Annotated in this window: 24 protein-coding genes; 12 read left to right on the forward strand and 12 right to left on the reverse strand. The window is 71.9% G+C overall.

All coding sequences use genetic code 11. From position 1 onward, the window contains the following. Positions 1-3: 3 nt before the first annotated feature. The 4 genes from ACQP1V_RS23840 (at position 4) to ACQP1V_RS23855 (ending at position 2,866) form a co-directional block, all read left to right on the forward strand. A complete protein-coding gene (locus ACQP1V_RS23840) occupies positions 4-1,056 on the forward strand; it encodes a hypothetical protein (RefSeq protein ID WP_433411848.1) in 1,053 nt (350 codons plus the stop codon). After that, a complete protein-coding gene (locus ACQP1V_RS23845) occupies positions 1,053-1,940 on the forward strand; it encodes a hydrogenase maturation protease (protein WP_433411850.1) in 888 nt (295 codons plus the stop codon). The genes ACQP1V_RS23840 and ACQP1V_RS23845 overlap by 4 nt, the downstream gene beginning before the upstream one ends. Next, positions 1,937-2,044 carry a DUF6893 family small protein gene (locus ACQP1V_RS23850; RefSeq protein ID WP_387414193.1) on the forward strand — a complete coding sequence of 36 codons (108 nt, stop codon included), beginning with the start codon at positions 1,937-1,939 and terminating at the stop codon, positions 2,042-2,044. Before ACQP1V_RS23845 ends, ACQP1V_RS23850 begins: the two co-directional genes overlap by 4 nt. A 96-nt stretch (positions 2,045-2,140) precedes the next feature. Beyond that, positions 2,141-2,866 (forward strand): polysaccharide deacetylase family protein, encoded by a 726-nt coding sequence (locus ACQP1V_RS23855; RefSeq protein WP_433411852.1) that lies wholly within the window; start codon positions 2,141-2,143, stop codon positions 2,864-2,866. Between the two features lie 124 nt (positions 2,867-2,990). On the opposite strand, the gene ACQP1V_RS23860 is transcribed toward ACQP1V_RS23855, so the two are convergent. Continuing rightward, positions 2,991-3,986, reverse strand: a complete 996-nt coding sequence (locus ACQP1V_RS23860; protein WP_433411854.1) for an ArsR/SmtB family transcription factor — start codon at positions 3,984-3,986, stop codon at positions 2,991-2,993. A gap of 67 nt (positions 3,987-4,053) precedes the next feature. On the opposite strand from ACQP1V_RS23860, the gene ACQP1V_RS23865 reads away from it, so the two are divergent. Continuing rightward, positions 4,054-4,962 (forward strand): oxidoreductase, encoded by a 909-nt coding sequence (locus ACQP1V_RS23865; protein WP_433411856.1) that lies wholly within the window; start codon positions 4,054-4,056, stop codon positions 4,960-4,962. Positions 4,963-5,151: 189 nt separating this feature from the next. On the opposite strand, the gene ACQP1V_RS23870 is transcribed toward ACQP1V_RS23865, so the two are convergent. Then, positions 5,152-5,505 carry a PadR family transcriptional regulator gene (locus ACQP1V_RS23870; RefSeq protein WP_387414449.1) on the reverse strand — a complete coding sequence of 118 codons (354 nt, stop codon included), beginning with the start codon at positions 5,503-5,505 and terminating at the stop codon, positions 5,152-5,154. 477 nt (positions 5,506-5,982) lie between these two features. Here ACQP1V_RS23870 and ACQP1V_RS23875 point away from each other — a divergent pair, with 477 nt between their 5' ends. Continuing rightward, positions 5,983-7,494 (forward strand): hypothetical protein, encoded by a 1,512-nt coding sequence (locus ACQP1V_RS23875; RefSeq protein ID WP_433411858.1) that lies wholly within the window; start codon positions 5,983-5,985, stop codon positions 7,492-7,494. 24 nt (positions 7,495-7,518) lie between these two features. Here ACQP1V_RS23875 and ACQP1V_RS23880 read toward each other — a convergent pair whose 3' ends face one another. The 3 genes from ACQP1V_RS23880 to ACQP1V_RS23890 are packed head-to-tail and all read right to left on the reverse strand — an operon-like array spanning position 7,519 to position 10,134. Further along, positions 7,519-8,676 carry an acetyl-CoA C-acetyltransferase gene (locus ACQP1V_RS23880; RefSeq protein ID WP_433411860.1) on the reverse strand — a complete coding sequence of 386 codons (1,158 nt, stop codon included), beginning with the start codon at positions 8,674-8,676 and terminating at the stop codon, positions 7,519-7,521. Further along, a complete protein-coding gene (locus ACQP1V_RS23885) occupies positions 8,676-9,302 on the reverse strand; it encodes a TetR/AcrR family transcriptional regulator (protein ID WP_067133383.1) in 627 nt (208 codons plus the stop codon). Before ACQP1V_RS23885 ends, ACQP1V_RS23880 begins: the two co-directional genes overlap by 1 nt. A 55-nt stretch (positions 9,303-9,357) precedes the next feature. Next, positions 9,358-10,134 carry an SDR family oxidoreductase gene (locus ACQP1V_RS23890; protein ID WP_433411862.1) on the reverse strand — a complete coding sequence of 259 codons (777 nt, stop codon included), beginning with the start codon at positions 10,132-10,134 and terminating at the stop codon, positions 9,358-9,360. Positions 10,135-10,206: 72 nt separating this feature from the next. Here ACQP1V_RS23890 and ACQP1V_RS23895 point away from each other — a divergent pair, with 72 nt between their 5' ends. The 3 genes from ACQP1V_RS23895 (at position 10,207) to ACQP1V_RS23905 (ending at position 13,290) form a co-directional block, all read left to right on the forward strand. Then, positions 10,207-11,046: an enoyl-CoA hydratase gene (locus tag ACQP1V_RS23895; RefSeq protein WP_387414185.1), complete on the forward strand. Its 840-nt coding sequence runs from the start codon at positions 10,207-10,209 to the stop codon at positions 11,044-11,046. Then, the gene (locus ACQP1V_RS23900) at positions 11,036-12,163 is read left to right on the forward strand and encodes an acyl-CoA dehydrogenase family protein (protein ID WP_387414183.1); all 1,128 of its coding nucleotides are present in this window, start codon (positions 11,036-11,038) and stop codon (positions 12,161-12,163) included. The genes ACQP1V_RS23895 and ACQP1V_RS23900 overlap by 11 nt, the downstream gene beginning before the upstream one ends. Positions 12,164-12,288: 125 nt before the next feature. Next, positions 12,289-13,290, forward strand: coding sequence for an acyl-CoA dehydrogenase family protein (locus tag ACQP1V_RS23905; RefSeq protein WP_433411865.1), 1,002 nt, complete (start codon positions 12,289-12,291; stop codon positions 13,288-13,290). Positions 13,291-13,432: 142 nt separating this feature from the next. Here ACQP1V_RS23905 and ACQP1V_RS23910 read toward each other — a convergent pair whose 3' ends face one another. Together ACQP1V_RS23910 and ACQP1V_RS23915 are read right to left on the reverse strand one after the other, a co-directional pair. Beyond that, the gene (locus ACQP1V_RS23910) at positions 13,433-15,589 is read right to left on the reverse strand and encodes an MMPL family transporter (RefSeq protein ID WP_433411867.1); all 2,157 of its coding nucleotides are present in this window, start codon (positions 15,587-15,589) and stop codon (positions 13,433-13,435) included. A gap of 27 nt (positions 15,590-15,616) precedes the next feature. Continuing rightward, positions 15,617-16,165 carry a TetR/AcrR family transcriptional regulator gene (locus ACQP1V_RS23915; protein ID WP_433411869.1) on the reverse strand — a complete coding sequence of 183 codons (549 nt, stop codon included), beginning with the start codon at positions 16,163-16,165 and terminating at the stop codon, positions 15,617-15,619. Positions 16,166-16,318: 153 nt separating this feature from the next. On the opposite strand from ACQP1V_RS23915, the gene ACQP1V_RS23920 reads away from it, so the two are divergent. Then, positions 16,319-16,693, forward strand: a complete 375-nt coding sequence (locus ACQP1V_RS23920) for a VOC family protein (RefSeq protein WP_433411871.1) — start codon at positions 16,319-16,321, stop codon at positions 16,691-16,693. A gap of 62 nt (positions 16,694-16,755) precedes the next feature. Here ACQP1V_RS23920 and ACQP1V_RS23925 read toward each other — a convergent pair whose 3' ends face one another. Next, positions 16,756-17,904: an RNA-guided endonuclease InsQ/TnpB family protein gene (locus ACQP1V_RS23925; RefSeq protein WP_433411873.1), complete on the reverse strand. Its 1,149-nt coding sequence runs from the start codon at positions 17,902-17,904 to the stop codon at positions 16,756-16,758. A 72-nt stretch (positions 17,905-17,976) separates the two neighbouring features. On the opposite strand from ACQP1V_RS23925, the gene ACQP1V_RS23930 reads away from it, so the two are divergent. Further along, positions 17,977-18,135 (forward strand): transposase, encoded by a 159-nt coding sequence (locus ACQP1V_RS23930; RefSeq protein ID WP_433411875.1) that lies wholly within the window; start codon positions 17,977-17,979, stop codon positions 18,133-18,135. A gap of 188 nt (positions 18,136-18,323) precedes the next feature. On the opposite strand, the gene ACQP1V_RS23935 is transcribed toward ACQP1V_RS23930, so the two are convergent. The 4 genes from ACQP1V_RS23935 to ACQP1V_RS23950 form a co-directional block, all read right to left on the reverse strand. Next, complete coding sequence (locus ACQP1V_RS23935; protein WP_433425927.1) at positions 18,324-19,385, reverse strand: NAD(P)H-dependent flavin oxidoreductase; 1,062 nt, start codon at positions 19,383-19,385, stop codon at positions 18,324-18,326. Beyond that, positions 19,385-20,137 carry a CoA-transferase subunit beta gene (locus tag ACQP1V_RS23940; RefSeq protein ID WP_433411877.1) on the reverse strand — a complete coding sequence of 251 codons (753 nt, stop codon included), beginning with the start codon at positions 20,135-20,137 and terminating at the stop codon, positions 19,385-19,387. The genes ACQP1V_RS23935 and ACQP1V_RS23940 overlap by 1 nt, the downstream gene beginning before the upstream one ends. Further along, complete coding sequence (locus ACQP1V_RS23945; protein ID WP_433425929.1) at positions 20,134-20,988, reverse strand: CoA transferase subunit A; 855 nt, start codon at positions 20,986-20,988, stop codon at positions 20,134-20,136. The genes ACQP1V_RS23940 and ACQP1V_RS23945 overlap by 4 nt, the downstream gene beginning before the upstream one ends. A gap of 105 nt (positions 20,989-21,093) precedes the next feature. Further along, positions 21,094-21,855, reverse strand: coding sequence for an enoyl-CoA hydratase family protein (locus ACQP1V_RS23950; RefSeq protein ID WP_433411880.1), 762 nt, complete (start codon positions 21,853-21,855; stop codon positions 21,094-21,096). Positions 21,856-21,982: 127 nt separating this feature from the next. Between ACQP1V_RS23950 and ACQP1V_RS23955 the strand changes: the two genes are divergently transcribed. Continuing rightward, positions 21,983-22,885, forward strand: coding sequence for an SDR family oxidoreductase (locus tag ACQP1V_RS23955; protein WP_433411882.1), 903 nt, complete (start codon positions 21,983-21,985; stop codon positions 22,883-22,885). The last annotated feature ends 93 nt before the right edge of the window (positions 22,886-22,978 follow it).

Consider the following 22,978-nt stretch of genomic DNA (forward strand, 5'->3'; position numbering starts at 1 on the left):
GCCGTGGACGACGTGCGGAGGATCGCCCAGGCCGTGCTGTACGAGGGCTACCTGCTGTGGCCCTACCGCCGGTCGGCGCTGAAGAACCGGCACCGCTGGACCATCGGGGGCATCCACCCCAGGGCGTTCTGCTCCGAGGGCGGCGACGCGTGGTACGCGCAGACGCAGTGCCTGGTGGAGGCGGCGCCCGAGGACGCGGTGGACGTGGAGGTGCGCTTCCTGCACGCCCTCACGTGCGACCCCGCCCGGCCCCGGGACGACGGCCACAACCTGCGCCTGGAGACGGTCCCGGAGCTGACCGCGGGCGACCAGCGACACGTCGCCCACGAGGAGGCGACCGAACGCGAAGTCCACGTGCTCGGCCTGACCCTCGGCGCGCTCATGGAGCGCCCCCGCCGCGAGCCGGTCGACTTCCCCGCCGGGCGCGAGGTCGAGTGGCTGTCCGAGCCGTCCGGGCGGCGGGTCGGCGCGATCGTGCGCGCCTGGCGCAAGGTGCGCGGCGAGGTGGAGATCCGCGCGGAGCAACCGGCCCCCGGGGTCTTCCGGCTCACCGTCCTGGTGGTCAACACGAGCGGATGGGAGGGCGACTCCCGCGAGGAGGCGCTGAAGCGGACGCTCCTGTCCTGCCACACGGTCCTGCGAGCGCAAGGCGGGGCGGGCTTCGTCTCGCTCACGGACCCGCCGGACAAGCTGCGGCCGCTCGCCGAGGGATGCCGCAACGTCGGCGTCTGGCCGGTCCTGGTCGGCCCCTCCGGCACGCGCGACACGATGCTCTCCGCGCCGATCATCCTGTACGACAACCCCGAGATCGCGCCGGAAAGCCCGGGCGACCTCTTCGACGCCACCGAGATCGACCAGCTGCTGACCCTGAGCGTGCTGTCGCTGACCGACGAGGAGCGGCGCGAGATCCGCGACGGCGACCCCCGCGCCCGGGAGATCCTCGACCGGTGCGCCGCGCTGACGCCGGAGCAGCTCATGCGGCTGCACGGCACCCTGCGCGACATCCGCCCGGTCCGGCCCGTACGGCCGATGGCCGAGGAGGGACCGGGGACATGACCATGGACTTCTGGGCGCGCATGGAGCGGCGGGGGCCCGGCATGGTGGAGGTGGACGGCGTGCCCGTCGGCCCGGGCAGCCGGGTGCGGCTGCGGCCGGGGTCCTCCCGGGCGGACATCTTCGACCTCGCGCTCGCCGGGCGGATCGCGGTCGTGGAGGCGGTCGAGCAGGACGACGAGGGCCGGCCGCACCTCGCGGTCACCCTGGAGGACGACCCGGGCCGCGACCTCGGCGAGGCGCGGCTTCCCGGCCACCGCTTCTTCTACACCGCCGAGGAGGTGGAGCCGGTGGTCGAGGAGGAGGCCGCCGCCGGCGACCGGCCGGTCCGCGTCCTCGTCGCCGGGATCGGCAACATCTTCCTCGGCGACGACGGCTTCGGCGTCGAGGTCGTGCGGCGCCTGACGCAGTCCCGGCCGCCCGAGCTGCCCGCCGGGGTGGACGTCGTGGACTTCGGGATCCGCGGCATGGACCTCGCGTACGCGCTGCAGCGGGACTACGCGGCCGTGTTGTTCGTGGACGCCGCGCCGCGCGGCGAGCGCCCCGGGACGCTCACCCTCCTGGAGCCCCGCCTCTCGGACGAGGGCGGAACACCGGTGGAGACGCACGGCATGGACCCGGTGCAGGTACTGCGCCTCGCCCGCGAACTCGGCCGGATCCCCCCGCGTGTCCTCGTCCTGTGCTGCGAGCCGTCGGCGGTGCTGAGGGGGACGCCCGACGAGGACGTCCTGGTCGAGCTCAGCGCCCCGGTGCGGACAGCGGTGGACGACGCGGCCCGCATGGTCGTGTCGGTGGCGGCCGACCTCGTCGCCGACGCGGCGGGCGAAGCCGATCCTGACGGACGTCCGGGAGAGATCCCGGAGGAAAAAGGGAGTGCGCGCCGATGAAGAAGCTGAAGGTGGCCGCCGTAGTCCTGGCCGGCCTCATGGTTGCGCTCATCGTGGTGCAGTGGCCGGACATCCGCCGCTACCTCAGACTGAAGCGGATGTAGCGGTGGCCGGGCCACCACCTCAGGTCGCCCAAGCCCGCGCGAGCGTTGTGTGAGCACGGTTACCGGATTCCCCGGCCTGTGATTCCATGATCACCCATGAACGCAACGGAAACGACCGTGAGGAGAAGATGGATCAAGCTTCTCGCGGCCCTACTCGCCGTCCTCCTCCTTGGAGCGATGGGCATGTATCAGCTGATGAACGCGCGGACCTTCCAACTGGCGGGAGAACTGACCGACCGCGTGGCGACCGACGAGAAGGTCGTTGCCCTGACCTTCGACGACGGCCCTGACGAGCACACTCCCGAGATCATCGACATCCTCGCCGAGCAGCGCGTTAGCGCGACGTTCTTCGTCATCGGCTCTCAGGTCGAGGCCCGGCCGCAGGACGCGCAGGCGCTGGTCGCCGCAGGCCATCAGCTCGCCAACCACACCTACACCCATCGGCGAATGGTCTTCGTTTCCCCCGCCACCGTCGCGAGTGAGGTCGAACGCGCCGATGCGGCCATCCGGATGGCAGGGCAACGCGGCGAGATCCCGTTCCGTCCGCCGACAGGCAAGAAATTGCTGGTGCTACCGCTGTATCTGGCCGACAACCAGAGGCGCACGGTGATGTGGGACGTGGAGCCGGACTCGGGCACGACTCCAACCGCCGCCGAGATCGTCGCGGCTGTGCGCAAGGAGACAAGGCCAGGATCGATCATCTTGCTCCACCCCTGGTACGCCAGTGGGCGGAACACTCGCGAGGCCGTCAAAGGCCTGATCACTGGCCTCCGTGACCAGGGATACCGATTCGTCACGGTCTCAGAGTTGCTCGCTTTGTAACGTCGTTGACCTGGGTCTGGCCCCCGTCTCCATCCCTCGATCAGGTTCGTCGGGCTGGAGAGGACGCCAGTACGGCGGGAACCCGTCGGCTCCGGAAGTTCTTCGGGGGTTGGCTACCGGAGCCTCAAGCGGAGGCGGCTTTGAGGAGGGTTTCGGCGGCAGCGGTGCGGGCGTAGAGCACGGAGCGGCCAGCGCGGTGGGCGCTGACCAGGCCCGCGTCGCGTAGCGCGGTGAGGTATTGGGACACCCCGGCCGGGGAGAGTCCGGTGCGGTGGGCCAGTTCGGTGGTGGAGGCCGGGGTCTCCAGTTCGGTCAGCAGCAGGGTTCGCGAGCGGCCGAGGACGAGGGTAAGGGCGGCGGCTCCCTTGGCAGGCCGTGTCTCCCAGAGCGTGCCGACGCCACGTGCCGGATAAGCGAGCTGCGGTGGGTCCGGCGGTCCCACCCTGGTGCGCAGGCCGGGTCCGGTGAACGCTGAAGGGATGAGCAGCAGTCCTGTACCGGCCTTGTTGCGGGTCATCGGCTGCTTTCGGCGGGCCAGCCTCAGCGCGTTGTCGTTCCAACTCACGGAGGTGTGCAGGTCGTTGAACAGGCGGCCGGAGCCGTGCTCGGCGACCGTGCGGGCCCGGTAGAAGATGTCGGCGTCCAGTACTGCCCGGATCCGTGCCCAGTAGGGGGCGAGCGCCAGCTCCCAGTACGTTTCGATCTCTTGTGTGACCTTGGCCAGGCGGGAGGGCGGGTCGGCGTGCAGGGCCCTCAGGCGGGGGCCGAGATGCCCCTGGTGGCGGGCGAGATGGTCGAGATCCTGGCGTACCCGGTCGGCGGGCGAGGCCCGGATCGCGTCCCACTCTGCCGCCGGCGCGGGGGCCGGTCCGGCGGGGGCCGGGTTGAGGAAGTCGGGGACGTAGCCGGTGGGCGGGATCAGCTCGGAGAGCCATCCCCGGTCCAGCCCGGCGGCCACCATGCGCGGCCGGACCTGGTCGGCCCAGGGCCGGTGGACCGGATGCGCGGTGCGGGACGTCAGCAGCCGGAAGCTGGGCGCGACCTCCCACATCGGTGAGACGGCGAACCGCACCTGTGCCAGATCGCTCGCCGAGAACGCCAGCTCCGCCAGGACGACCACTCCTCCATAGATTCACACATGCCTTAAACAATGGCGGGCCAGCCTACCGTGCGGAGATCATCCCGCCATGACTTCACAGACCATCACCGCGGCGGCATCGGGCACCTGGAAGCTCGGCGACCGCACGGTCAACCGGGTCGGTTTCGGCGCGATGCGCCTGACGCAGCACGGCGAGGCGTTCGCGCCCGACGCCGTCCCGAGCGACCGCGACCAGGCGATCCGAGTGCTGCGCCACGCGGTCGAGCTCGGCGTGAACCACATCGACACCGCCGCGTTCTACTTCTCGCGACTGCGTTCCGCCAACGAACTGATCAACCGGGCGCTGGCCCCCTACCCGGACGACCTCGTCATCACCACCAAGGTCGGACCGAGTCGCGACCCCTCAGGCCAGTGGCTGCCGCACGCCGATCCCGAGCAGCTGCGCGGCCAGGTCGAGGAGAACCTGCGCCAGCTCGGCCGCGACCACCTCGATGTGGTGAACCTGCGCATCGTCGGCACCGATTCCATCGCCGAACGCTTCGGCACACTCGCCGAACTGCGCGACGCCGGACTCATCCGCCACCTGGGCCTGTCCAACGTCCGCCCCCACCACTTCGCCGAGGCTCAGGCCATCGCACCGGTCGTCTGCGTCCAGAACATGTACGGCATCGGCGCATCGCCGGAACAGGAGGAGTTCCTGCGGATCTGTGGTGAACAGGGCGTCGCGTTCGTGCCGTTCTACGCGATCGCCGGTAGCGGACGCACGGCCGGCGCGCCTACCGGCGACAGCAGTGCGGTGCGCGCCATCGCCCGCACCCACGGGGTGAGCACCGCTCAGGTCCGGCTGGCGTGGACGCTGCACCGTGGCCCTCACGTCCTGGCCATCCCCGGCACCGGCGACCGCGACCACCTCGCCCAGAACGTGGCCGCCGGCTCGCTGCGCCTTTCCGAGAACGAACTGGGCGTCCTGGCTTCCCTCCACCACGAAACAGCGTAAACAGGACACCCCGAGGGCTGCTTGGTGAGCAACCGGTCCTGGAAGGACCCTCCGACCGGAGCATTCCGGACGGTCAGGTGCATTCGCTTCTGGCGTTGGGCCGTCGCCGGCGGCGTTCTTGTGTGCGCAACCCGGCCGCGGGGCAGGCCGGATGCAAGGAGCAGATGCGGCGCGGGCTCGGCGCGGCGATCAAGCGCCGTCGGGGTGGGGGTGGCGGTTCTCGATCAGCGGCGCGAGCCGACACATGTAGTAGTCGAGCCTCCTGCGCGTCTCCTCCAGCGTGCCCAGCCAGCTCAGCAGTTCGGTCCGCCCCTTGGCGGTGATCCGGTAGACGCGACGGGCCGGGCCCGTGCCGGAGGGGGCCCAGTCGGAGCACAGGCATCCGTGGCGTTCCAGGGAGCGCAGGGTGCGGTAGACGGTGCTGGTGTCGCCGTCGACGATGCCGAGGGGCCGCAGCCGCCGTACCAGCTCGTACCCGTGGTCGGGGCGCTCGCCGAGCAGCAGGAGCAGGCACGGGCTGAGCAGATTCTTCGGCTCCCACATGCTCACTCGGCACCACCGTTCCTCGGCCGCTCGTCGTTCCCGGGGCGCCGGTGCGTGGCCGGCCCGCCCACGGCGGACCTGGCGGCTCGCCGCTCTGGGAACGCGGGCGGGGACGTCCCGCGAATTCGACGGTCGAAATCCCCGAGTCATGCCGGTGAATACCCGTCCTACCCCAAAAGTCCACGCCAGGGGAATTATCCGGATTTTCATCTTTTCCCCAGGAGCTGTCGCAATCACGCCAACAAATCGCTCCCACCGCCCGGAGCGCGGCGCCGACGCCTCCGAGAATCCGGACGACGTGCGCGAACGAATCCCGGACGACGGCCGGGAAAATCCGGTTCGTAACCCTCGGCGGCGGAGTTAAACCGGCCTTTACCCGACGCTCAACAGTCGCTGAAGAATCGCTAACTAATCTGGCGCAGATGACTCGCCGAGCCAGGAGGGAAACCTGCGCCGGCTGTGACGGGGAGAAATACGATGAATCAGCTTACGGAGACCGCCGCACGGGGTGGCGGCTCCTCACCGGCGCCGGATCTGTCCCCCCGCAAGGGGATCCGGGCCTGGGCGGCCTCGCGCCGCTGGTACCTGGCGCTCGCCGCGGTGGCCGTCTGCTACTCGGCGGTCCAGCTCATGGTGACGATCCGGGTCGGGCTGGGCTGGGACGAGAGCATCTACGTCAGCCAGGTCACGCCGGGGATCCCCCCGGCCTGGTTCAGCGCGCCGCGGGCCCGGGGCGTGCCCCTCCTGGTGGCGCCGGTGACCGTGTTCACCTCGTCGGTCATCGCCATCCGCGTCTACCTCAGCCTGCTGTCCGGGCTCGGCCTGTTCCTCGCGTACGCGCCCTGGGTGCGGCTGCGCCCGGGGGCCGCCGTCCCCGCCGCGGCCGCGCTGTTCGCCGGGCTGTGGACGACGCTCTTCTACGGCAGCGAGGCGATGCCGAACATCTGGGTCGCGTTCTGCGCGGTCGGCGGCGTCGCCCTGTTCTGCCAGACCAAGCGCAAGGGGGCGCTGGCGGGGCTGGCGATCGCCTTCGCGATCGCCTCGCTGGTCCGCCCGACGGACGCGTCCTGGCTGGCGCTCCCCCTCGTGGTGTACGGGCTGGCGACCCGGCGGTTCCGCCAGATCGGGGCCGTCGTCGCGGGGCTCGCGGTCGGCTGGGGCGAGTGGCTGGTCGAGGCGGCGCTGAGCTACGGCGGCCCGCTCACGCGGCTGTCCGCGGCGGGCGCGAAGAACGAGGCCGGGCTGCACTTCAGCCTGGGCGAGCACCTGCGGGCGCTGGACGGCCCCGTCCTGTGCCGCTTCGGCCACCCGTGCGGCGACATCCCGCTCGGCCACGTCGCGTGGTTCGCCGCCATCCCGGTGCTGGCGGCGGTCGGCCTGTGGGCGGTGCGCAAGCCGGCGCGGCGGCGGCCGCTGCTCATCGCGACCGCCTCCGGGACCGCTCTCGCGCTGTCGTACATCGTCACCATCGGGTACGCCGCACCGCGCTTCCTCCTGCCGGCGTACGCGCTGCTCGCCCTGCCCGTGGCCTGCGGCCTCGCCTCGGTGGCCCGGGTCCGGATCGGCCGGGTGCTGGTCGCCGCCGCGATGCTGGCGTTCTTCGTGCTCCAGGGCAGCACGCTGCTCCAGCGCGTCGACATCGAGGGCGCCGCCCGGCAGCCCGACAGCCTGGCCGCCGAGGCGCTGCGGGGCCTCGGCATCTCGCGTCCGTGCTTCCTGTACGGCCACGCCGCGATCCAGGTCGGCTACCTCTCCGGCTGCGGCATGGTCGGGATCACCACCAACTACGGCGGGTACAGCCTTCCCTCGCCGATCGACGCCGCGCTCGTGCGCGGGGACTGGGTCGGCGTGCTCAGCAACAGGAAAGACACCCCGGCCGGGTTCCTGGCGTCCTGGCGGCGGGTCCCGCTGATCACGACGGCGACCGAGCAGTGGTACCTCTACCGGCCGCCGAGCGCCCTCGCGCCCGAGTCACCGCGACACCGGTGAGCGCGGCGCGGCGGCCGGGCCGGATCAGAGGCGCTCGATGATCGTGACGTTGGCCTGGCCGCCGCCCTCGCACATGGTCTGCATGCCGTAGCGGCCGCCGGTGCGCTCCAGCTCGTGCAGCAGAGTGATCATGAGGCGGGCGCCGGTGGCGCCGAGGGGGTGGCCGAGGGCGATGGCGCCGCCGTTGACGTTGACCCGCCCGGGGTCCGCGTCCGTCTCCTTGAGCCAGGCCAGCACGACCGAGGCGAACGCCTCGTTGATCTCGACCAGGTCCATGTCCTCGATGCGCATCCCGGCCTTCTTCAGCGCGTACGCGGTGGCGGGGATCGGCGCGGACAGCATCCGGATGGGGTCCTCTCCGCGCGCGGAGAGGTGGTGGACGCGGGCGCGTGGCCGCAGGCCGTGCGTCCGGACCGCCTCCTCGGAGGCGATGAGGAGCGCGGCGGCGCCGTCGGAGATCTGCGAGGCGACCGCGGCGGTGAGCCGCCCGCCCTCCTCCAGGGTCTTCAGCCCGGCCATCTTCTCCAGGCTGGTGTCGCGCCGCGGGCCCTCATCGTCCTTGACACCCTCGATCGGCTCGATCTCACGAGTGAAGCGGCCCTCGTCGATGGCCGCGATCGCGCGCCGGTGCGACCGGTAGGCGAACGCCTCCATGTCCTCGCGGGAGATGTCCCAGTCGCGGGCGATCATCTCGGCGCCGCGGAACTGGGAGACGTCCTGCTTGCCGTACCGGGCCTGCCAGCCGAGTGAGCCGACGTACGGGCCCTCGGTGAAGCCGAGTGAGTCGGCCGCGCCGCGCGAGGCGAACGCGATGGGGATCTGCGACATGTTCTGCACGCCGCCCGCGACCACGAGGTCGGAGGTGCCGGACATGACGGCCTGGGCGGCGAAGTGCAGCGCCTGCTGGGACGAGCCGCACTGGCGGTCCACGGTGACGCCGGGCACCTCCTCGGGCAGCCCGGCGGCCAGCCAGCAGGTGCGCGCGATGTCGCCGGCCTGCGGGCCGACGGTGTCGAGGCAGCCGAACACCACGTCCTCCACGGCCGACGGGTCCACGCCCGAGCGGGCCATGAGCGCCGTGAGCACGTGCGCGCCGAGGTCGGCCGGGTGCACGCCGGACAGGCCGCCGCCCCGCTTGCCGACCGGGGTGCGCACCGCTTCGACGATGTACGCCTCCGCCATCACAACTCCTTAGGTTGAAGGATCCCTTCGAGGACCATCGCGACGTACTGCCTGGCGATCTCCTCGGCGGGCAGCGGGCCGTCGCAGCGGTACCAGGTCGCGGCCACCCAGACGGTGTCGCGGATGAACCGGTAGATGAGGCCGGTGTCGAGGTCGGCGCGCAGCTCGCCGTCCAGGACGCCCCGGTCGAGGACCGACAGCCACACCTCGCGGAACCGCCGCTGGTTGTCCAGCAGGTACGAGAAGCGCGGGTTCGCCGCCAGGTGCTTGGACTCGTTCTGGTAGATCACGACGGCGGGGCGGTGCCGGTGGATCGTCTGGAACGACGCGCCGACCAGCGCGCGGAAGGTCGCGCCGGCGCCGAGCCCCGCGCCCAGCACCTGCTCGTACGCCGCCCACATGTCGGTAAGGAACGCCGACAGAATCTCGTCGGCGATCGACTCCTTGGAGTCGAAGTGGTAGTAGAGGCTTCCCCCGAGGATCCCGGCCGCGTCGGCCACCTCGCGCACGGTGGTGACGGCGTACCCGCGGGAGGCGAAGACCTCGGCCGCCGCGGCGAGCAGCTCGGCCCGCCGCTCGGCCCGCGCGGCCGCGGTGCTGTCGGAGTCTCGGCGACGTGGGCTCATGGATCGGTGGGCCTTTCCGGTGCCGTAGGGGTCGGGGCTCGCGCGGCGGACCCGCTCAGGGGTGCTGGCTGGACACGGAGACCACCTCTCCGGTCATGTACGACGAGTAGTCGCTGGCGAGGAAGACGATGACGTTGGCGACCTCCCACGGCTCGGCGTACCGGCCGAGGGCCTCGCGCTTGGTGAGCTCGGCCAGCAGCTCCTCGGTGGTGACCTTGGCCAGGAAGGGGTGCATGGCCAGCGAGGGGGCCACCGCGTTGATCCGCACGCCGTACGCCGCGGCCTCGACGGCGGCGCACCGGGTGAGCGCCATGACGCCGGCCTTGGCCGCCGCGTAGTGCGCCTGGCCCTCCTGTGCCCGCCACCCGATGACGGACGCGTTGTTCACGATCACGCCGCGCCCGCGCGGCCGCATCCGGACGAGCGCGGCGCGGGTGCAGCGCATAGTGCCGTTGAGCGTCACGTCGAGCACCCTGTTCCACTGCTCGTCGGTCATCTCGACGAGCGTGGCGGTGCCGCCGAGACCGGCGTTGTTGATCACCACGTCGAGTGGGCCGAAGCGCTCCTCGGCCTCGGAGAACAGGCGCTGGACCTGCTCCTCGGAGGTCACGTCGCAGGGGACGGCGGTCACCGAGCCGGAGCCGAACTCCTTCTCCAGGGCAGCCTGGGTCTCCGACAGCCGCCGCTCGTGGGCGTCGCTGATCACCACGCGGGCGCCCTCCTCCAGCATGCGGCGGGCGCAGGCGCCGCCGATGCCGGTGCCGGCGGCCGCGGTCACCACGGCCACCCGGTCGCGCAGCAGGCCGTGGCCCGGAACGTAGGGCGGCTTCATCCCCGGCCCTCCTCAGTGAGCGTCACATGAGTTACTCTACCAAACAATTGTTAGAAAGAATGAGGGGTGCCGATGACCGTAGTCCGCTACGAGCGGCGCGGGCCGGTGGCGGCGGTCACCATGAACCGCCCGAAGTACCGCAACGCGCAGAACTCAGCGATGACCTACGCCCTCGACGAGGCCTTCTACCGCGCCGCCGCCGACGACGAGGTCAAGGTGATCGTGCTGGCCGGCGAGGGCAAGCACTTCTCCGCCGGGCACGACATCGGCACGCCCGAACGCGACGCGCACGTCTCCTTCACGCGCAAGGCGAGCCTGTGGTGGGACCACGTGGGCAAGGAGGGCGCCGAGAGCCGCTTCGCCCGCGAGTCCGAGGTGTACCTCGGCATGTGCCGCCGCTGGCGCGAGATCCCCAAGCCGACGATCGCCATGGTGCAGGGCGCCTGCATCGCGGGCGGGCTCATGCTCGCCTGGGTGTGCGACCTGATCGTCGCCTCGGACGACGCGTTCTTCGCCGACCCGGTGGTGCGCATGGGCATCCCCGGCGTCGAGTACTTCGCCCACCCGTGGGCGATGCCGCCGCGGATCGCCAAGGAGTTCCTCTTCACCGGGGACCGGATGCCCGCCCGCCGGGCGTACGAGGTGGGCATGGTCAACCGGGTCGTCGCCCGCGAGGAGCTGGAGGCCGAGACGTTCGCGCTGGCCGAGCGGATCGCCGCCATGCCGCGCCTCGGGCTCGCGCTGACGAAGAAGGCGGTGAACCAGGCCGAGGACCTGCAGGGGATGCGCGCCGGGATGGATTCGGTGTTCGGCCTGCACCACCTCGCTCACGCGCACAACGCCGAGACCTCGGCCGACTCCCTGGCCGGCATGGACCCCAGGAGCATGAAGGCGGCCGCCGATGGATCTTGATCTGTCGTCCGTCGAACCGTTCCGTACCGAGGTCCGGGAGTGGCTGCGCGCGCACGTCCCCGCCGCTCCCCTGCCCTCGCTGGAGGTCGAGGAGGGCTTCGCCGCGCACCGCGCGTGGGAGCGCGAGCTGCACGCGGCGCGGCTGTCCGTCGTCTCCTGGCCCAGCCGGTACGGCGGCCGGGACGCGACGCCGCTGGAGTGGCTGGTCTTCGAGGAAGAGTACTACGCGGCCGGGGCCCCGGGCCGGGTCAGCCAGAACGGCATCAACCTCCTCGCCCCGACCCTCTTCAACCACGGCACGCCCGAACAGCTCGACCGGATCCTGCCCTCGATGGCGTCGGGCGAGGTGATCTGGGCCCAGGCGTGGTCGGAGCCGGGCGCCGGCAGCGACCTGGCGTCGCTGCGCGCCACCGCGACCCGGGTGGACGGCGGCTGGCTGCTCAACGGCCAGAAGACGTGGAGCTCCCGCGCCGCCTTCGCCGACCGGGGCTTCGGCCCGTTCCGCTCCGACCCGGAGGCCGAACGGCACCGCGGCCTGACGTACCTCATGTTCCCGCTGGACGCCGAGGGCGTGACCCGCCGCCCGATCGGACGCATCGACGGCAAGCCGGCCTTCGCCGAGCTGTTCTTCGACGACGTCTTCGTGCCCGACCGGGACGTGATCGGCGCGCCGGGCGAGGGCTGGCGGGTCGCGATGAGCACCACCGGCAACGAGCGCGGGCTCATCCTGCGCAGCCCCGGGCGGTTCCTCGCCGCCGCCGACCGGCTGGTGGAGCTTTGGAAGGAGCGCGGCGACCCGTCCGACACGGCGCTGCGCGACCGGGTGGCCGACGCGTGGATCAAGTCGCGGGCGTACCGGCTGAAGGGGTTCGAGACCGTCTCGCGCACCGAGGACGTCGGGGCCGAGTCCAGCGTCAACAAGATCTTCTGGTCGGAGCTGGACGTGGCGCTGCACGAGACCGCGCTCGATCTACTCGGCCCGGACGGCGAGCTCGACGGCGAGTGGCTGGAGGGCTACGTCTTCTCCCTCGCCGGCCCGATCTACGCCGGGACCAACGAGATCCAGCGCAACGTGATCGCCGAGCGCGTCCTCGGCCTGCCCAGGTCGGGGCGGTGACCGGTGGGACACGACCAAGGCAGCACGCGTGACAGCGCTTATGACAGCGCTTGTAGCCGCGTCTACAGCCGGGGCGCCCGCACCTGCCGCGGGCGCGGCGCCGTGACGACCATCGGGAGGCGGCCGTGAAGTTCATCCTCGACGCCGAGCAGCGGCTGTTCGGCGAGACCCTGCACAAGCTCCTGGCCGAGGCGGGCACGCCGGCCGCGATCCGCGCGTGGGCGGCCGGGTCGCACGGGCCCGGCCTGGCCCTGTGGCGCTCATTCGCCGACGCGGGCGTCCTCGCCGTCGCCGTACCCGAGTCGGCGGGCGGCGCGGGACCGCTCCCCGTCGAGCTGGTCACCGCCTTCCACGAGCTGGGACGGCACGCCGCACCGGGGCCGCTCGCCGAGAGTGTCGCCGTCGCCGCGCTGCTCGACCGGCTGTCCCCCGAGGATCTCGTCGTCGCGCCCGAGACGGTGGACGCGTGGCTCGCGTGCATCGCCGAGGGGAACACGGTGGCGACGGCGGCCCTGCCCCCGGCCGTGCCGTACGCGCTGGACGCGGACGCGGCGGGGCTCGTGCTGAGGGTGGACGGCGACGAACTGCGCGCGGCGCTCCCCGGCGCGGCGCGCGTCTCCCTGGATCCGGCCCGCCGGCTCTTCCCCGTCGAGGGCGGCGACCTCCTCGCCCGCGGCCCCTCGGTGCGCACCGCGGCCGAGGCCGCCCGCGACATGGGCGCCCTGGCGACCGCCGCCCAGCTCGTCGGCGTGGGCCGCGCGCTGCTGGACGCCTCGGTCGAGTACGCCCGGGCGCGGCGGCAGTTCGGACGGCCGATCGGCGAGTTCCAGGCGGTCAAGCACCACCTCGCGAACGCGCTCGTCGGCCTGGAGTACGCCCGGCCGCTGGTCCACGGCGCGGCCCTGGCCCACGGCTCACCGGACTTCCCTCGCGACGTGTCCGCCGCGAAGGTCGCTGCGTCGGAGGGGGCATACGCGGCGGCCAAGATCGCCCTCCAGGTGCACGGCGCGATCGGCTACACCGACGAGTACGACCCGAGCCTGTGGATCAGGAAGGCTCGGGCCCTCCACTCGGCGTGGGGCTCCCCCTCGGCGCACCGCGCCCGGGTGCTCGCCGCCCTGGCCTGACCCCTCCCCCGGCCGACGGGCCCCGGCCGCGTGCGGCGATCGGGGGCCCGTCGCAGTTGGGCGTACCGGCCCCCGTCCGCCCTTTCGATCAGGTCCGTGGCCGTCGCCCGGTCCGGAAACGGCGCGCGCCGCCGGTCAGGGATCAGCGTCCGGCGCCGACCGTTTCCGGGACGGCCGCGGCGAGGTGGTGACGCAGGCTTTCGCCCTCGACGTCGAGGTTGGGCAACGCCCGGTCCAGGGGGCGGGGCAGCCACCAGGCGGCGGCGCCGAACATGGACATCACGGCCGGGACCAGCGTCATGCGGACCACGAAGGCGTCCACCAGCACGCCGACGGCCAGCGCGAAGCCCATGGACTTGATGATCGGATCGTCCATGAACACGAACCCGCCGAACACGGCCGTCATGATCAGCGCGGCGGCGGTGACGACGCGGGCGTTGTGTCCCATGCCGTTGATCGTGGCCTGGCGCGGCGTGTCGCCGTGCACGTAGTCCTCGCGCATCCGCGAGACCAGGAACACCTGGTAATCCATGGCTAGCCCGAACAGGATGCCGATCAGCAGGATCGGCAGGAAGCTGACCAGCGGTCCCGGCACGTCCAGCCCGACCAGGTCGGCCAGATGCCCCTGCTGGAAGATCGCGACCGTGACGCCGAAGGTCGAGCCGACGGTGAGCAGGAAGCCCAGCGCCGCCTTGACCGGCACCAGGATCGAGCGGAAGACCAGCATCAGCAGCAGCACCGACAGGCCGATCACCAGCAGCAGGTACACCGGCATGGCGTCGGCGAGCTTGTCGGAGACGTCGATGCCCACGGCGGTGGCACCGGTCACCGCGATCTCCGCGCCCTTGATGTCGGCGACCTTGGCGCGGATGGCGTGGACGGCGTCCTCGGTGGCCGCGTCGGTGGGTCCGGCCTTCGGGATGATGGTCAGCAGCGCGGTGGTGCCCGCGGGGTTGGCCTGGGGCGGGGCCACGGCCAGGACGCCCTCGGTCTGCTGGATCAGCGCGGCGGCCTGTCCGGCGGCCGCGGTGGTCGCCTTGGCGTCGGCCGCGGTGACCACGGCGATCAGCCGGGCGTTGAAGCCCTCGCCGAACCCTTCGCTGGTCAGGTCGTACGCCTCGCGGGCCGGTGAGCCGGGGGCGGCGGTGCCGGCGTCCGGCAGGGCCAGACGCAGGTCCTGGGCGGGCAGCGCGAGCGCGCCCAGGCCGACGATCCCGGCCAGCAGGATCGGCACACGCAGCCGGGTGACAATCCGCCCCCAGGCGTATCCGAAGCCCTCCCGGGCCGGGCTCGCCTCCTGGCCCGCGCGCTGCCCACGTGGCAGCACGCGGGTCCCGGCGTACGACAGGAAGGCGGGCAGCAGCGTGAGGGCGACCAGGACGGCGACCGCCACGGTGCCGGCGGCGGCCAGGCCCATGACGGTGAGGAAGGGGATGCCGACGACCGACAGACCGGCGAGCGCGATCACGACGGTGGCTCCGGCGAACACGACCGCCGAGCCGGCGGTGCCGGTCGCCAGCCCGGCGGCCTCGTCACGCTCCATGCCCTCCGCGAGGAACTGGCGGTAGCGGGACGTGATGAACAGCGAGTAGTCGATGCCGACGGCCAGGCCCAGCATCAGCGCCAGCACCGGCGTGACCGAGGTCAGCTCGACGACGCCGCTGAGCGCGAAGAGCCCGGCCATTCCGACGCCGACGCCGATCAGCGCGTTCAGCAGCGTCATGCCGGCGGCCACCAGCGAGCCGAAGGTGACGACCAGCACGACTGCGGCGATCAGAACGCCGATCCCTTCGGAGCCGCCCACTTCGGGCGCGGTGGTCATGATCTCGCCGCCGTGCTCCACCCGCAGCCCGGTCACCGAGGAGCCGGCCTTGAGGTACGCGTCGCGCTGGGCCGCGGTGACGTCATTGAGCCCCCGGTCGAACTGGACCTGGACCAGGGCGTGGCGGCCGTCTGCGGAGACCGCGCCGACCTGGAACGGGTCGAGGGCGGCGACCACGCCGGGGACGGCGGCCGCCTCCTTCACGACGGGGGCGACGGCCGCGGGGTCCAGCTTCTTCCCCTGCGGGGCGGCGACGACGATGGCGCCGGTGGCCCCACTGGCCTGGGGGAACTCCCTGGCCAGTGCGTCCAGCGCCCGCTGCGACTCGGTGCCGGGCATGACGAACTTGTCGGTGGTGGACCCGCTGAAGGCGGCGACCGCCCCTACCAGCAGCGCCAGCAACAGCAGCCATACGGCGGCCACGCGCCCCCGTCTGCGGAAGGAGAACCGGCCCAGCCGGTACAGCAAGGTTGACATCGGAAGCGGGATCTCTTTCTCGAAGGGTCAGTCGATGGGGCGGCCGAGCGTACGCAGCGCACCCCGGGTCAGCTCCGCGCGCAGCGTCTCCTCGGGCACCGCGAGGTCGCCGGCGCCCGTCAGGGCGACACCCAGCAGCGCCATCCAGCCCCAGACCCGGGCCCGCGGGTCACCGGAACGGCCGGTCAGCGCGTCCACCAGCCGCTCGATGAGGGCGTTGATGTCGGGCAGCTCGGGACGTGCGGTCATGGCGTCCAGGTCCTGCATGAGGATCGTGATCTCGCGCCGGAAGCGCAGGGACGACTCGACGAGCCCGACGACCGCCGCGTGCGCGGCCTCGTCGCCGTCCAGCCCGGCGAGCCGCTCCTCCAACTCGGCCAGCTCCCGCCCCACCGGCGACAACAGCTCGGTGAGGATCGCGTCTTTGTTGGTGAAGTGGTACAGCAGGGACGCCTTGGAGCAGCCGACGTCCGAGGCGATGTCCTGCAGCGACGTGCCGCGGAAGCCGACCGTGGCGAACAGCCGCGCCGCCGACTCCAGGATGTCCGCGCGCATGCTGGTGGCGGAGCGAGTCATGCGATCACCTTAGCTGACCGATCGGACAGTTCTGACCGATCGGACAGTGGAGCCGTGGTACGACGGATCACCACATCTCCGGGCGCGGGCCGAGATTCCGTGGAAGGGTGGGGCGGGAACCAGCCGCGATCATCAAGGCCAGGAAGGCGTGCCGTGGACTTCAAGCTCGAACTGGTGCCGATCCCCGTCTCGGACGTGGACCGCGCGAAGGAGTTCTACACGGAGAAGCTGGGGTTCGTCTGCGACGTGGACTTCAGCAACGGCGCGTTCCGCGTCGTACAGGTGACGCCTCCGGGGTCGGCCTGCTCCGTCTCGTTCGGGGCCGGCATGATCGACACCCCGCCGGGGTCGGTCAAGGCCCTGCACCTGGTGGTGAAGGACATCCACGCCGCCCGCGCCCTGCTCGTCGAGCGCGGGGTGGACGTCGCCGAAGTGGAGGACCTCAGCGCGCCCGGCAAGCCCACCGTCTCCTACGCCGCCTTCTCCGACCCGGACGGCAACGGCTGGACGCTGCAGCAGCTGCCGTAGTCAGCTTCTCGGCACTGAAAGGGCCGAGCTTGCAGCTCCTCGCCGTACCTGGCGGGTACGGGTCAGGCCGCGTCGTCGGCAGCGTGACTCACTGCCCAGCCCGCGACACCGCGCGAGGCGATGTTGCGGGCTGCGTTGACGTCGGCGTGCTCAGCGAAGCCGCACGACGTACAGGAGAAGGTTGCCTGGCTCGGCCGGTTGGCCTTGTCCACGTGCCCGCAAGCCGAGCACGCCTGCGAGGTGTAGGCCGGATCCACACGGATCACGGCGACCCCGTGCCGGGCCGCCTTGTAAACGATGAACGACCCAAGCTGGTGGAAACTCCACGAGTGCAGCGTGACCCGCTGGGGCTTGCGGAGCCGTACCCGGTCACGGATCCCGCCCAGGTCTTCCAGGGCGATGCCGCGTCCGGTGCGTTCTGCCTCGGTCACGATGCGTTTGGCGATGGTGTGGTTGGTGTCGGCGGCGAACCGTGCCTCCGTGCGGCGGCGCTTCTTCAGGAGCCGTTTGGCGGATGTGGTGGCCTTGGCCTGCAACCTGCGGCGCAGTTCCCGGTTGCGGTGGCGGACCGCGTTCAGGCCCTTGCCGCAGTGGCGGGTGCCGTCGCTGGTGGTGGCGATGTTGGCGATCCCCACGTCCACGCCGATGAACCCGTCCGGCTCAGTGATCGCGACGTCGGGGATCTCGCAGGTGGCGTACAGAAACCACATGCCGTCCCGGCAGACCAGGTCGGATTCGCCTTTCCGGTACTCCGCGAGTGTTTGGAGTCCGGGCGAGCCGATGAACGCGACATTCTTCAGCCGGCCGGTCGTGCTCCAGATCGACACCGTGTGGGCGGTGTGGTCCCAGGACAGGCAGCGGTCGTCGAACGGCTGGGCGGCATCGGCGCGGAAGGCGATCGGTTTGCTCTCGGCCCGGATGCGGCGCGCACAGCCTTGCGGTCCCAGGTTCCCCGCACGGATGCCTGCTTTCAGGGTGGTGTAGGCGTCGGCGACCTTCTTGATCACATGCTGGGCGGCTTGCGCCCCCAGTCCGCGTGCTTTCACCTCGCGGTAGGTGTGCTTGCGCAGCGCGTACTCACGCCGGTCCCCGGTCGTGAACGCGGTCACCGAGGCGAAGTTCGCCGCGTCGTTGCAAGCGCGCAGGGTCGCCTTCAACGCCGCCGCCTGCTTGGGCGTGGGCAGGAGTCTCACCTGCACCACCAGCTTCACGTCGAACACATTATCGGTTGGGTCGTGTCGCCGTGATGGAAACCGAATCCGGATATCCGCGGACGTCGCAGTGTGGTCTACAGGTCTACGGCCTCCACGCGCATTCGGTCTTCCCTACCAAGTGCCGGAGGCGGCCATTCCTGGTCACCGTCGCACTTCGCGGCGTCCTGCGGCGACGGTTCACTGTCGATCATCAAGGAGTACATCGAGAACCAGAAACGCCCGGACTAGCGTGCCGGGTGGCCCGGAGGGATCTCACCTCCGGGCCACCCGGCGGACTAGCGTCCGGGCGAGGAGAGGGAAGCGATTCCTCCCGGGCGTGAACGCCCGGGGTTCCTCGCTATATACCGCTGAACCCACGGCACGCATGAGAATGGCCGGTACGCCCCAGGGGCGCACCGGCCATCGCCGGCGGCGGCTCAGCCGGCCAGGTTGGCGCCGAGGCCCCGCAGGACCCCCGCGGCCTGGGTGACGATCCCGTCGATCAGCTCCTCGCAGGAGGGCAGGTCGTCGATGAGCGCCACCACCTGGCCGGAGGCCATCACGCCGAGGTCGGGGCGTCCGTCCACCATGGCCGCCTTGAGCAGCATGGGCGTGTTGGCCGCCATCAGCACCTGGGACCAGGTCAGCTCCTTGCCGTGCTTCATGGCCAGCCCGTCGCGGATCATCCCGGGCCAGGACATCCCGGAGACGCGGCGGAACCTCGCGGCGTTGCGCACCGCGCGGACCAGCCCGCTCACCCGCCCCGACCGCTCCAGCGCGTCGACGAGCGGCGTGCGCAGCACCCGATGCGGCATGCCGTCCACCTGCCGGGTGACCACGGTGTCCGATGTGCCGAGGTAGGTCCGCTTGACCGCGTCCGGGACCGAGCTGTCCCGGGTGAGCAGGAAGCGGGTGCCCATGGCCACGCCGGCCGCGCCGTACGCGAGGGCGGCGGCCAGGCCGCGCCCGTCGAAGAAGCCGCCGGCGGCGATCACCGGGATGTCGACCGCGTCCACGACCTGGGGCAGCAGCAGGGTGGTGGCGACCGCTCCGGTGTGGCCGCCGCCCTCACCGCCCTGGACCAGGACGGCGTCGGCGCCCCAGGCGGCGACCTTCTCCGCGTGCCGCCGCGCCCCGACGGACGGGATCACCACGATCCCGGCGTCCTTCAGCCTGGCGATCAGCTCCTGGCGGGGGGCGAGCGCGAACGAGGCGACCGTCACCCGGTGTTTGATCAACAGGTCGACGCGGTCGCCCGCGTCCGAGGCGTCCGCGCGCAGGTTCACGCCGAAGGGCGCGTCGGTGCGCGAGCGGACCTCCGCGATGGCCGAGGCGAGCTGGTCGAGCGTCATGGTGGCCGAGGCGAGGATGCCGAGGCCGCCCGCGTCCGCCACCGCCGACACCAGCCGCGGGCCCGCCACCCAGCCCATGCCGGTCTGCACGACGGGGTGCCGTACGCCGGTGAGCCGGGTCAGCGGGGTGTCCAGGGCCTGCTCGATCACGCCCGGACCTCCCGGTCGCGCAGGCTTCTCGGGTCGAGCATCTCGCGGATCAGCCGCAGTTCCTCGTCCGTCGGCTGCCGGGTCTCCGGCACGTCGCCGTCGATCACGAGATCGAACCCGGTGGCGGCGGCGACCTCCTCAACCGTGACGCCGGGATGGGTGGAGACGAGCCGCATCGCGCCGTCCGGCGTGCCGAAGTCGAATACTCCGAGGTCGGTGACCACCCGGCGCAGGCCGTGGAAACGGGACGCCACCGGGCCGAGCTCGGCCGCGCGGTCGTAGCCGACGCCGCTGACCATGTCCACCTTGGGGACGAACACCCGGGTGGAGTGCTTGGGGATCCAGTAGCTCGTCGGGTTGCAGATCGTGTTGCCGGGGGCGCCGCGTACCCCGAGGAGCTGGGATTTCGGCCGATCCCAGGCGCCGACGGCCGAGATGTTGGTGTTGCCGAACCGGTCGATCTGGGAAGCGCCCATCATCACATGGCGGCGGCCGTTCTGCACCAGCCACAGGTGGTCGCGGAACGGCATCCAGCCCTCGGCTGGCCCGGCCGGCGCGCCGAACGGGACCGGCTCGGCGGTGAGCATCGCCCCGCCGTCGGTGGTCAGCAGCCCCGGCTCGAAGGTGAGCCGGGCCAGCCGGGCGCCCAGGATCGAGCAGGTGCCCATCGCCGCGGCCAGGACCTCGCCGTCGCCGAGCCATGCCTCGGCGCAGGCGGCCACGCAGATCTCCGCACGGGTCGCGCTCATCGTGCCCTCTCCTCCTGCTCCTCGCGCCAGCGGCGGACCGCCTCCTGGTAGGCCGCCTCGTCCCCGCTCAGGAACCGCTCGGCGAACGCCGCCCACGCCTCCGGGTCGGCCGCCGACGTCGCGTAGTGCCGCTGGAACGCCTCGTCCCTCGCGCGGTCGGGGCCGCAGTCGGTGAAGTGGCCGCCGTTCGGGGTCTCCACCACTCCGGCCGTGTGCATCCGGCTGACGAGCAGCGTCTGCGGCGGCCCGTCCAGCTCGCCGGGGCCGACCAGCCGCTCACAGCTCACGTAGCAGCGGCCCGCCGCCTTGGCGAACAGGTCGTCCATGTACGGGTCGGGGCCGAGGTACTGGCCGTTGCCCCGCGTGTCGGCCCGGTCCATGTGGATCAGCGCCGCGTCGAGCGTCAGCGCGGGCACCGCGAGGAGCTCCTCCCCGTCGTCGTACGGCGAGCGGACGGTGCGCAGGTCCGGGTTGACCCGCGGGACGTCCGAGCCGAGCCCGGCCCGGGTGGGCAGGAACGGCAGCCGGTGCGCGGCGGCGAGCAGGCCGAACATGAACATGCCCTCGTCGTACTCGGCGAACTCGACCGCGCCGCTCTGCCTGGCCACCCTGAAGTGCGGTTCGAGCGGCACGGAGTCCAGCGTCACGAAGGGGGCGATCACCCTGCGGACCTTGCCGGCGGCGCACAGCAGGCCCACGTCGGCCCCGCCCAGCGACACGATCGTCAGGTCCTTGAGGGAGGAGCGGTAGATCGCGCGGACCAGGGCCATCGGCTTGCGCCGCGAGCCCCAGCCACCGATGCCGATCGTCATGCCGCTCTCCAGCGACCCGACGATCTCCTCGATCGTCATGATCTTGTCTGTGCTCACTGGTCGCTCACCGCTCCTCACTCGCTCCGCGGGCGGCCTCGTCCCTCGGCCGACCACTCCCCTCGCTCCGTCGGGTTCGCTCCGCGCTCATCGGTCGCTCACCGCTCCTCCCTCGGAGACGAAGTCGTCGCGGTGGCGGTCGCCGGCGCCCATGAGGTTGAGCTCGAAGGTGAAGCCCTGCTCGAACCGGTAGCTGCGGTGGACGTCGACCGGGTCGATGCCGTTCAGCGACTCCTTGGCCCGGCGGATCACGTACGGGTCCTTGCCGGCGATCTGGACCGCGACCGCGAAGGCCGCGTCCCTGAGCCGGTCGCGCGGCACCACTTCCAGCACCGAGCCGTGCGCGTGCAGCTCGGCCGCCGTGACGGTCCGGCAGGTGTACACCATCGCCCGCATCAGGTGCTGCGGGACCAGCCGGGCGAGGTGCGTGGCCGCGCCGAGCGCGCCGCGGTCCACCTCGGGCAGCCCGAAGTACGCGTCCTCGGACGCGACCACGATGTCGGCGTTGCCCACGAGGCCGACCCCGCCGCCCAGGCAGAAACCGTGCACGGCCGCGATGACCGGCACCTCGCACTCGTACACCGCGGAGAACGCGGCATAGCAGCCCCGGTTGGCGCCCACCAGGGCGTCGAACCCGCTGGTCGCCTGCATCTCCTTGATGTCCACGCCGGCGTTGAACCCGCGGCCCTCGGCGCGCAGCACGACGACGCGGGTCTCCGGATCCCGCCCGGCCTGCCGTACGGCGTCGGCGAGGTCGAACCAGCCACGCACGGTCAGCGCGTTGACGGGCGGCGCGTCGACGACCACCTCGGCGATGCCGTTGCCATGGTTCCTGGTGGAGATTCCCATGCGCTACCTTTCCACCAAACATTTGTTAGAAATGAAGGTAGCAGAGGGGACCGTCCCCGGACACGGCTCGCCGTCCCGGGCGTCGCCGCGAGCAGGCGGACGACAGGCAGAAAAGGGAGAGCTGAGGATGATCTGCAAGGACCGCGTCGTCATCGTGACTGGCGCCGGGCGCGGCCTCGGCCGCGCGCACGCCCTGGAGTTCGCCCGGCAGGGCGCCAAGGTCGTCGTCAACGACCTGGGCGTGAGCCGGTCCGGCGACGGCGGCTCGGACGGCCCGGCGCGGCAGGTGGTCGAGGAGATCCGCGCGCTCGGCGGCGAGGCCGTGGCCGAGACCTCCGACATCGCCACCGACGCCGGGGCGCGCTCGCTGGTCGCCACCGCCCTGGAGCGCTTCGGCCGGCTGGACGTGCTGGTCAACAACGCCGGGTTCCTGCGCGACCGCATGCTGGTCAACCTCTCCGAGGAGGAGTGGGACGCGGTCATGCGGGTCCACCTGAAGGGCCACTTCCTGCCGCTCAAGCACGCCGGCCTGCACTGGCGGGCGGAGTCCAAGGCGGGCCGGCGGCCCGAGGCCCGGGTGATCAACACCTCGTCCGGCGCCGGCCTGCTCGGCAGCGTGGGCCAGGGCAACTACTCCGCCGCCAAGGCGGGCATCGTCGGCCTCACCCTGGTCGCCGCCGCCGAGCTCGGCCGGTACGGCGTGACCGTCAACGCCATCGCCCCGGCGGCGCGCACCCGGATGACCGAGGAGGTCTTCGCCGCCACAATGGCCGCGCCGGAGGAGGGCGCCTTCGACGCGATGGCCCCGGAGAACGTCTCCCCGCTGGTGGCCTGGCTCGGCTCGGCCGAGTCCAGGGACGTGACCGGCCGCGTCTTCGAGGTCGAGGGCGGCCGGATCTGCGTGATGGAGGGATTCCGCCACGGCCCGGCCACCGACAAGGGCGTCCGCTGGGACCCCGCCGAGCTGGGCCCGGAGATCAGCGGCCTGCTGAAGGAGGCCGCCCGCCCCGAGCCCGTCTACGGCGCCTGATCCCCCGGGCTCACCACTACCGTCACCATGCCGCCACCGCGCCGGTCACCGTACTGGCGGTACACGGGCCCGCGGACCGGCGCCGCTGATCCC

It is taken from the genome of Microtetraspora malaysiensis, from assembly GCF_050947145.1.
Taxonomy (GTDB): Bacteria; Actinomycetota; Actinomycetes; order Streptosporangiales; family Streptosporangiaceae; genus Microtetraspora_A; species Microtetraspora_A malaysiensis.

Excerpts from the sequence above, each read along its gene's own strand:
- ACQP1V_RS23850 (WP_387414193.1), top strand. The coding sequence starts at position 1,937 with ATGAAGAAGCTGAAGGTGGCCGCCGTAGTCCTGGCCGGCCTCATGGTT.
- ACQP1V_RS23895 (WP_387414185.1), top strand. The coding sequence starts at position 10,207 with ATGACCGTAGTCCGCTACGAGCGGCGCGGGCCGGTGGCGGCGGTCACC.
- ACQP1V_RS23940 (WP_433411877.1), bottom strand. The coding sequence starts at position 20,137 with ATGAGCGCGACCCGTGCGGAGATCTGCGTGGCCGCCTGCGCCGAGGCA.
- ACQP1V_RS23880 (WP_433411860.1), bottom strand. The coding sequence starts at position 8,676 with ATGGCGGAGGCGTACATCGTCGAAGCGGTGCGCACCCCGGTCGGCAAG.
- ACQP1V_RS23915 (WP_433411869.1), bottom strand. The coding sequence starts at position 16,165 with ATGACTCGCTCCGCCACCAGCATGCGCGCGGACATCCTGGAGTCGGCG.
- ACQP1V_RS23910 (WP_433411867.1), bottom strand. The coding sequence starts at position 15,589 with ATGTCAACCTTGCTGTACCGGCTGGGCCGGTTCTCCTTCCGCAGACGG.
- ACQP1V_RS23950 (WP_433411880.1), bottom strand. The coding sequence starts at position 21,855 with ATGGGAATCTCCACCAGGAACCATGGCAACGGCATCGCCGAGGTGGTC.
- ACQP1V_RS23875 (WP_433411858.1), top strand. The coding sequence starts at position 5,983 with ATGAATCAGCTTACGGAGACCGCCGCACGGGGTGGCGGCTCCTCACCG.
- ACQP1V_RS23865 (WP_433411856.1), top strand. The coding sequence starts at position 4,054 with ATGACTTCACAGACCATCACCGCGGCGGCATCGGGCACCTGGAAGCTC.
- ACQP1V_RS23885 (WP_067133383.1), bottom strand. The coding sequence starts at position 9,302 with ATGAGCCCACGTCGCCGAGACTCCGACAGCACCGCGGCCGCGCGGGCC.
- ACQP1V_RS23900 (WP_387414183.1), top strand. The coding sequence starts at position 11,036 with ATGGATCTTGATCTGTCGTCCGTCGAACCGTTCCGTACCGAGGTCCGG.
- ACQP1V_RS23855 (WP_433411852.1), top strand. The coding sequence starts at position 2,141 with ATGAACGCAACGGAAACGACCGTGAGGAGAAGATGGATCAAGCTTCTC.
- ACQP1V_RS23845 (WP_433411850.1), top strand. The coding sequence starts at position 1,053 with ATGACCATGGACTTCTGGGCGCGCATGGAGCGGCGGGGGCCCGGCATG.
- ACQP1V_RS23955 (WP_433411882.1), top strand. The coding sequence starts at position 21,983 with ATGATCTGCAAGGACCGCGTCGTCATCGTGACTGGCGCCGGGCGCGGC.
- ACQP1V_RS23890 (WP_433411862.1), bottom strand. The coding sequence starts at position 10,134 with ATGAAGCCGCCCTACGTTCCGGGCCACGGCCTGCTGCGCGACCGGGTG.
- ACQP1V_RS23870 (WP_387414449.1), bottom strand. The coding sequence starts at position 5,505 with ATGTGGGAGCCGAAGAATCTGCTCAGCCCGTGCCTGCTCCTGCTGCTC.
- ACQP1V_RS23945 (WP_433425929.1), bottom strand. The coding sequence starts at position 20,988 with ATGACGATCGAGGAGATCGTCGGGTCGCTGGAGAGCGGCATGACGATC.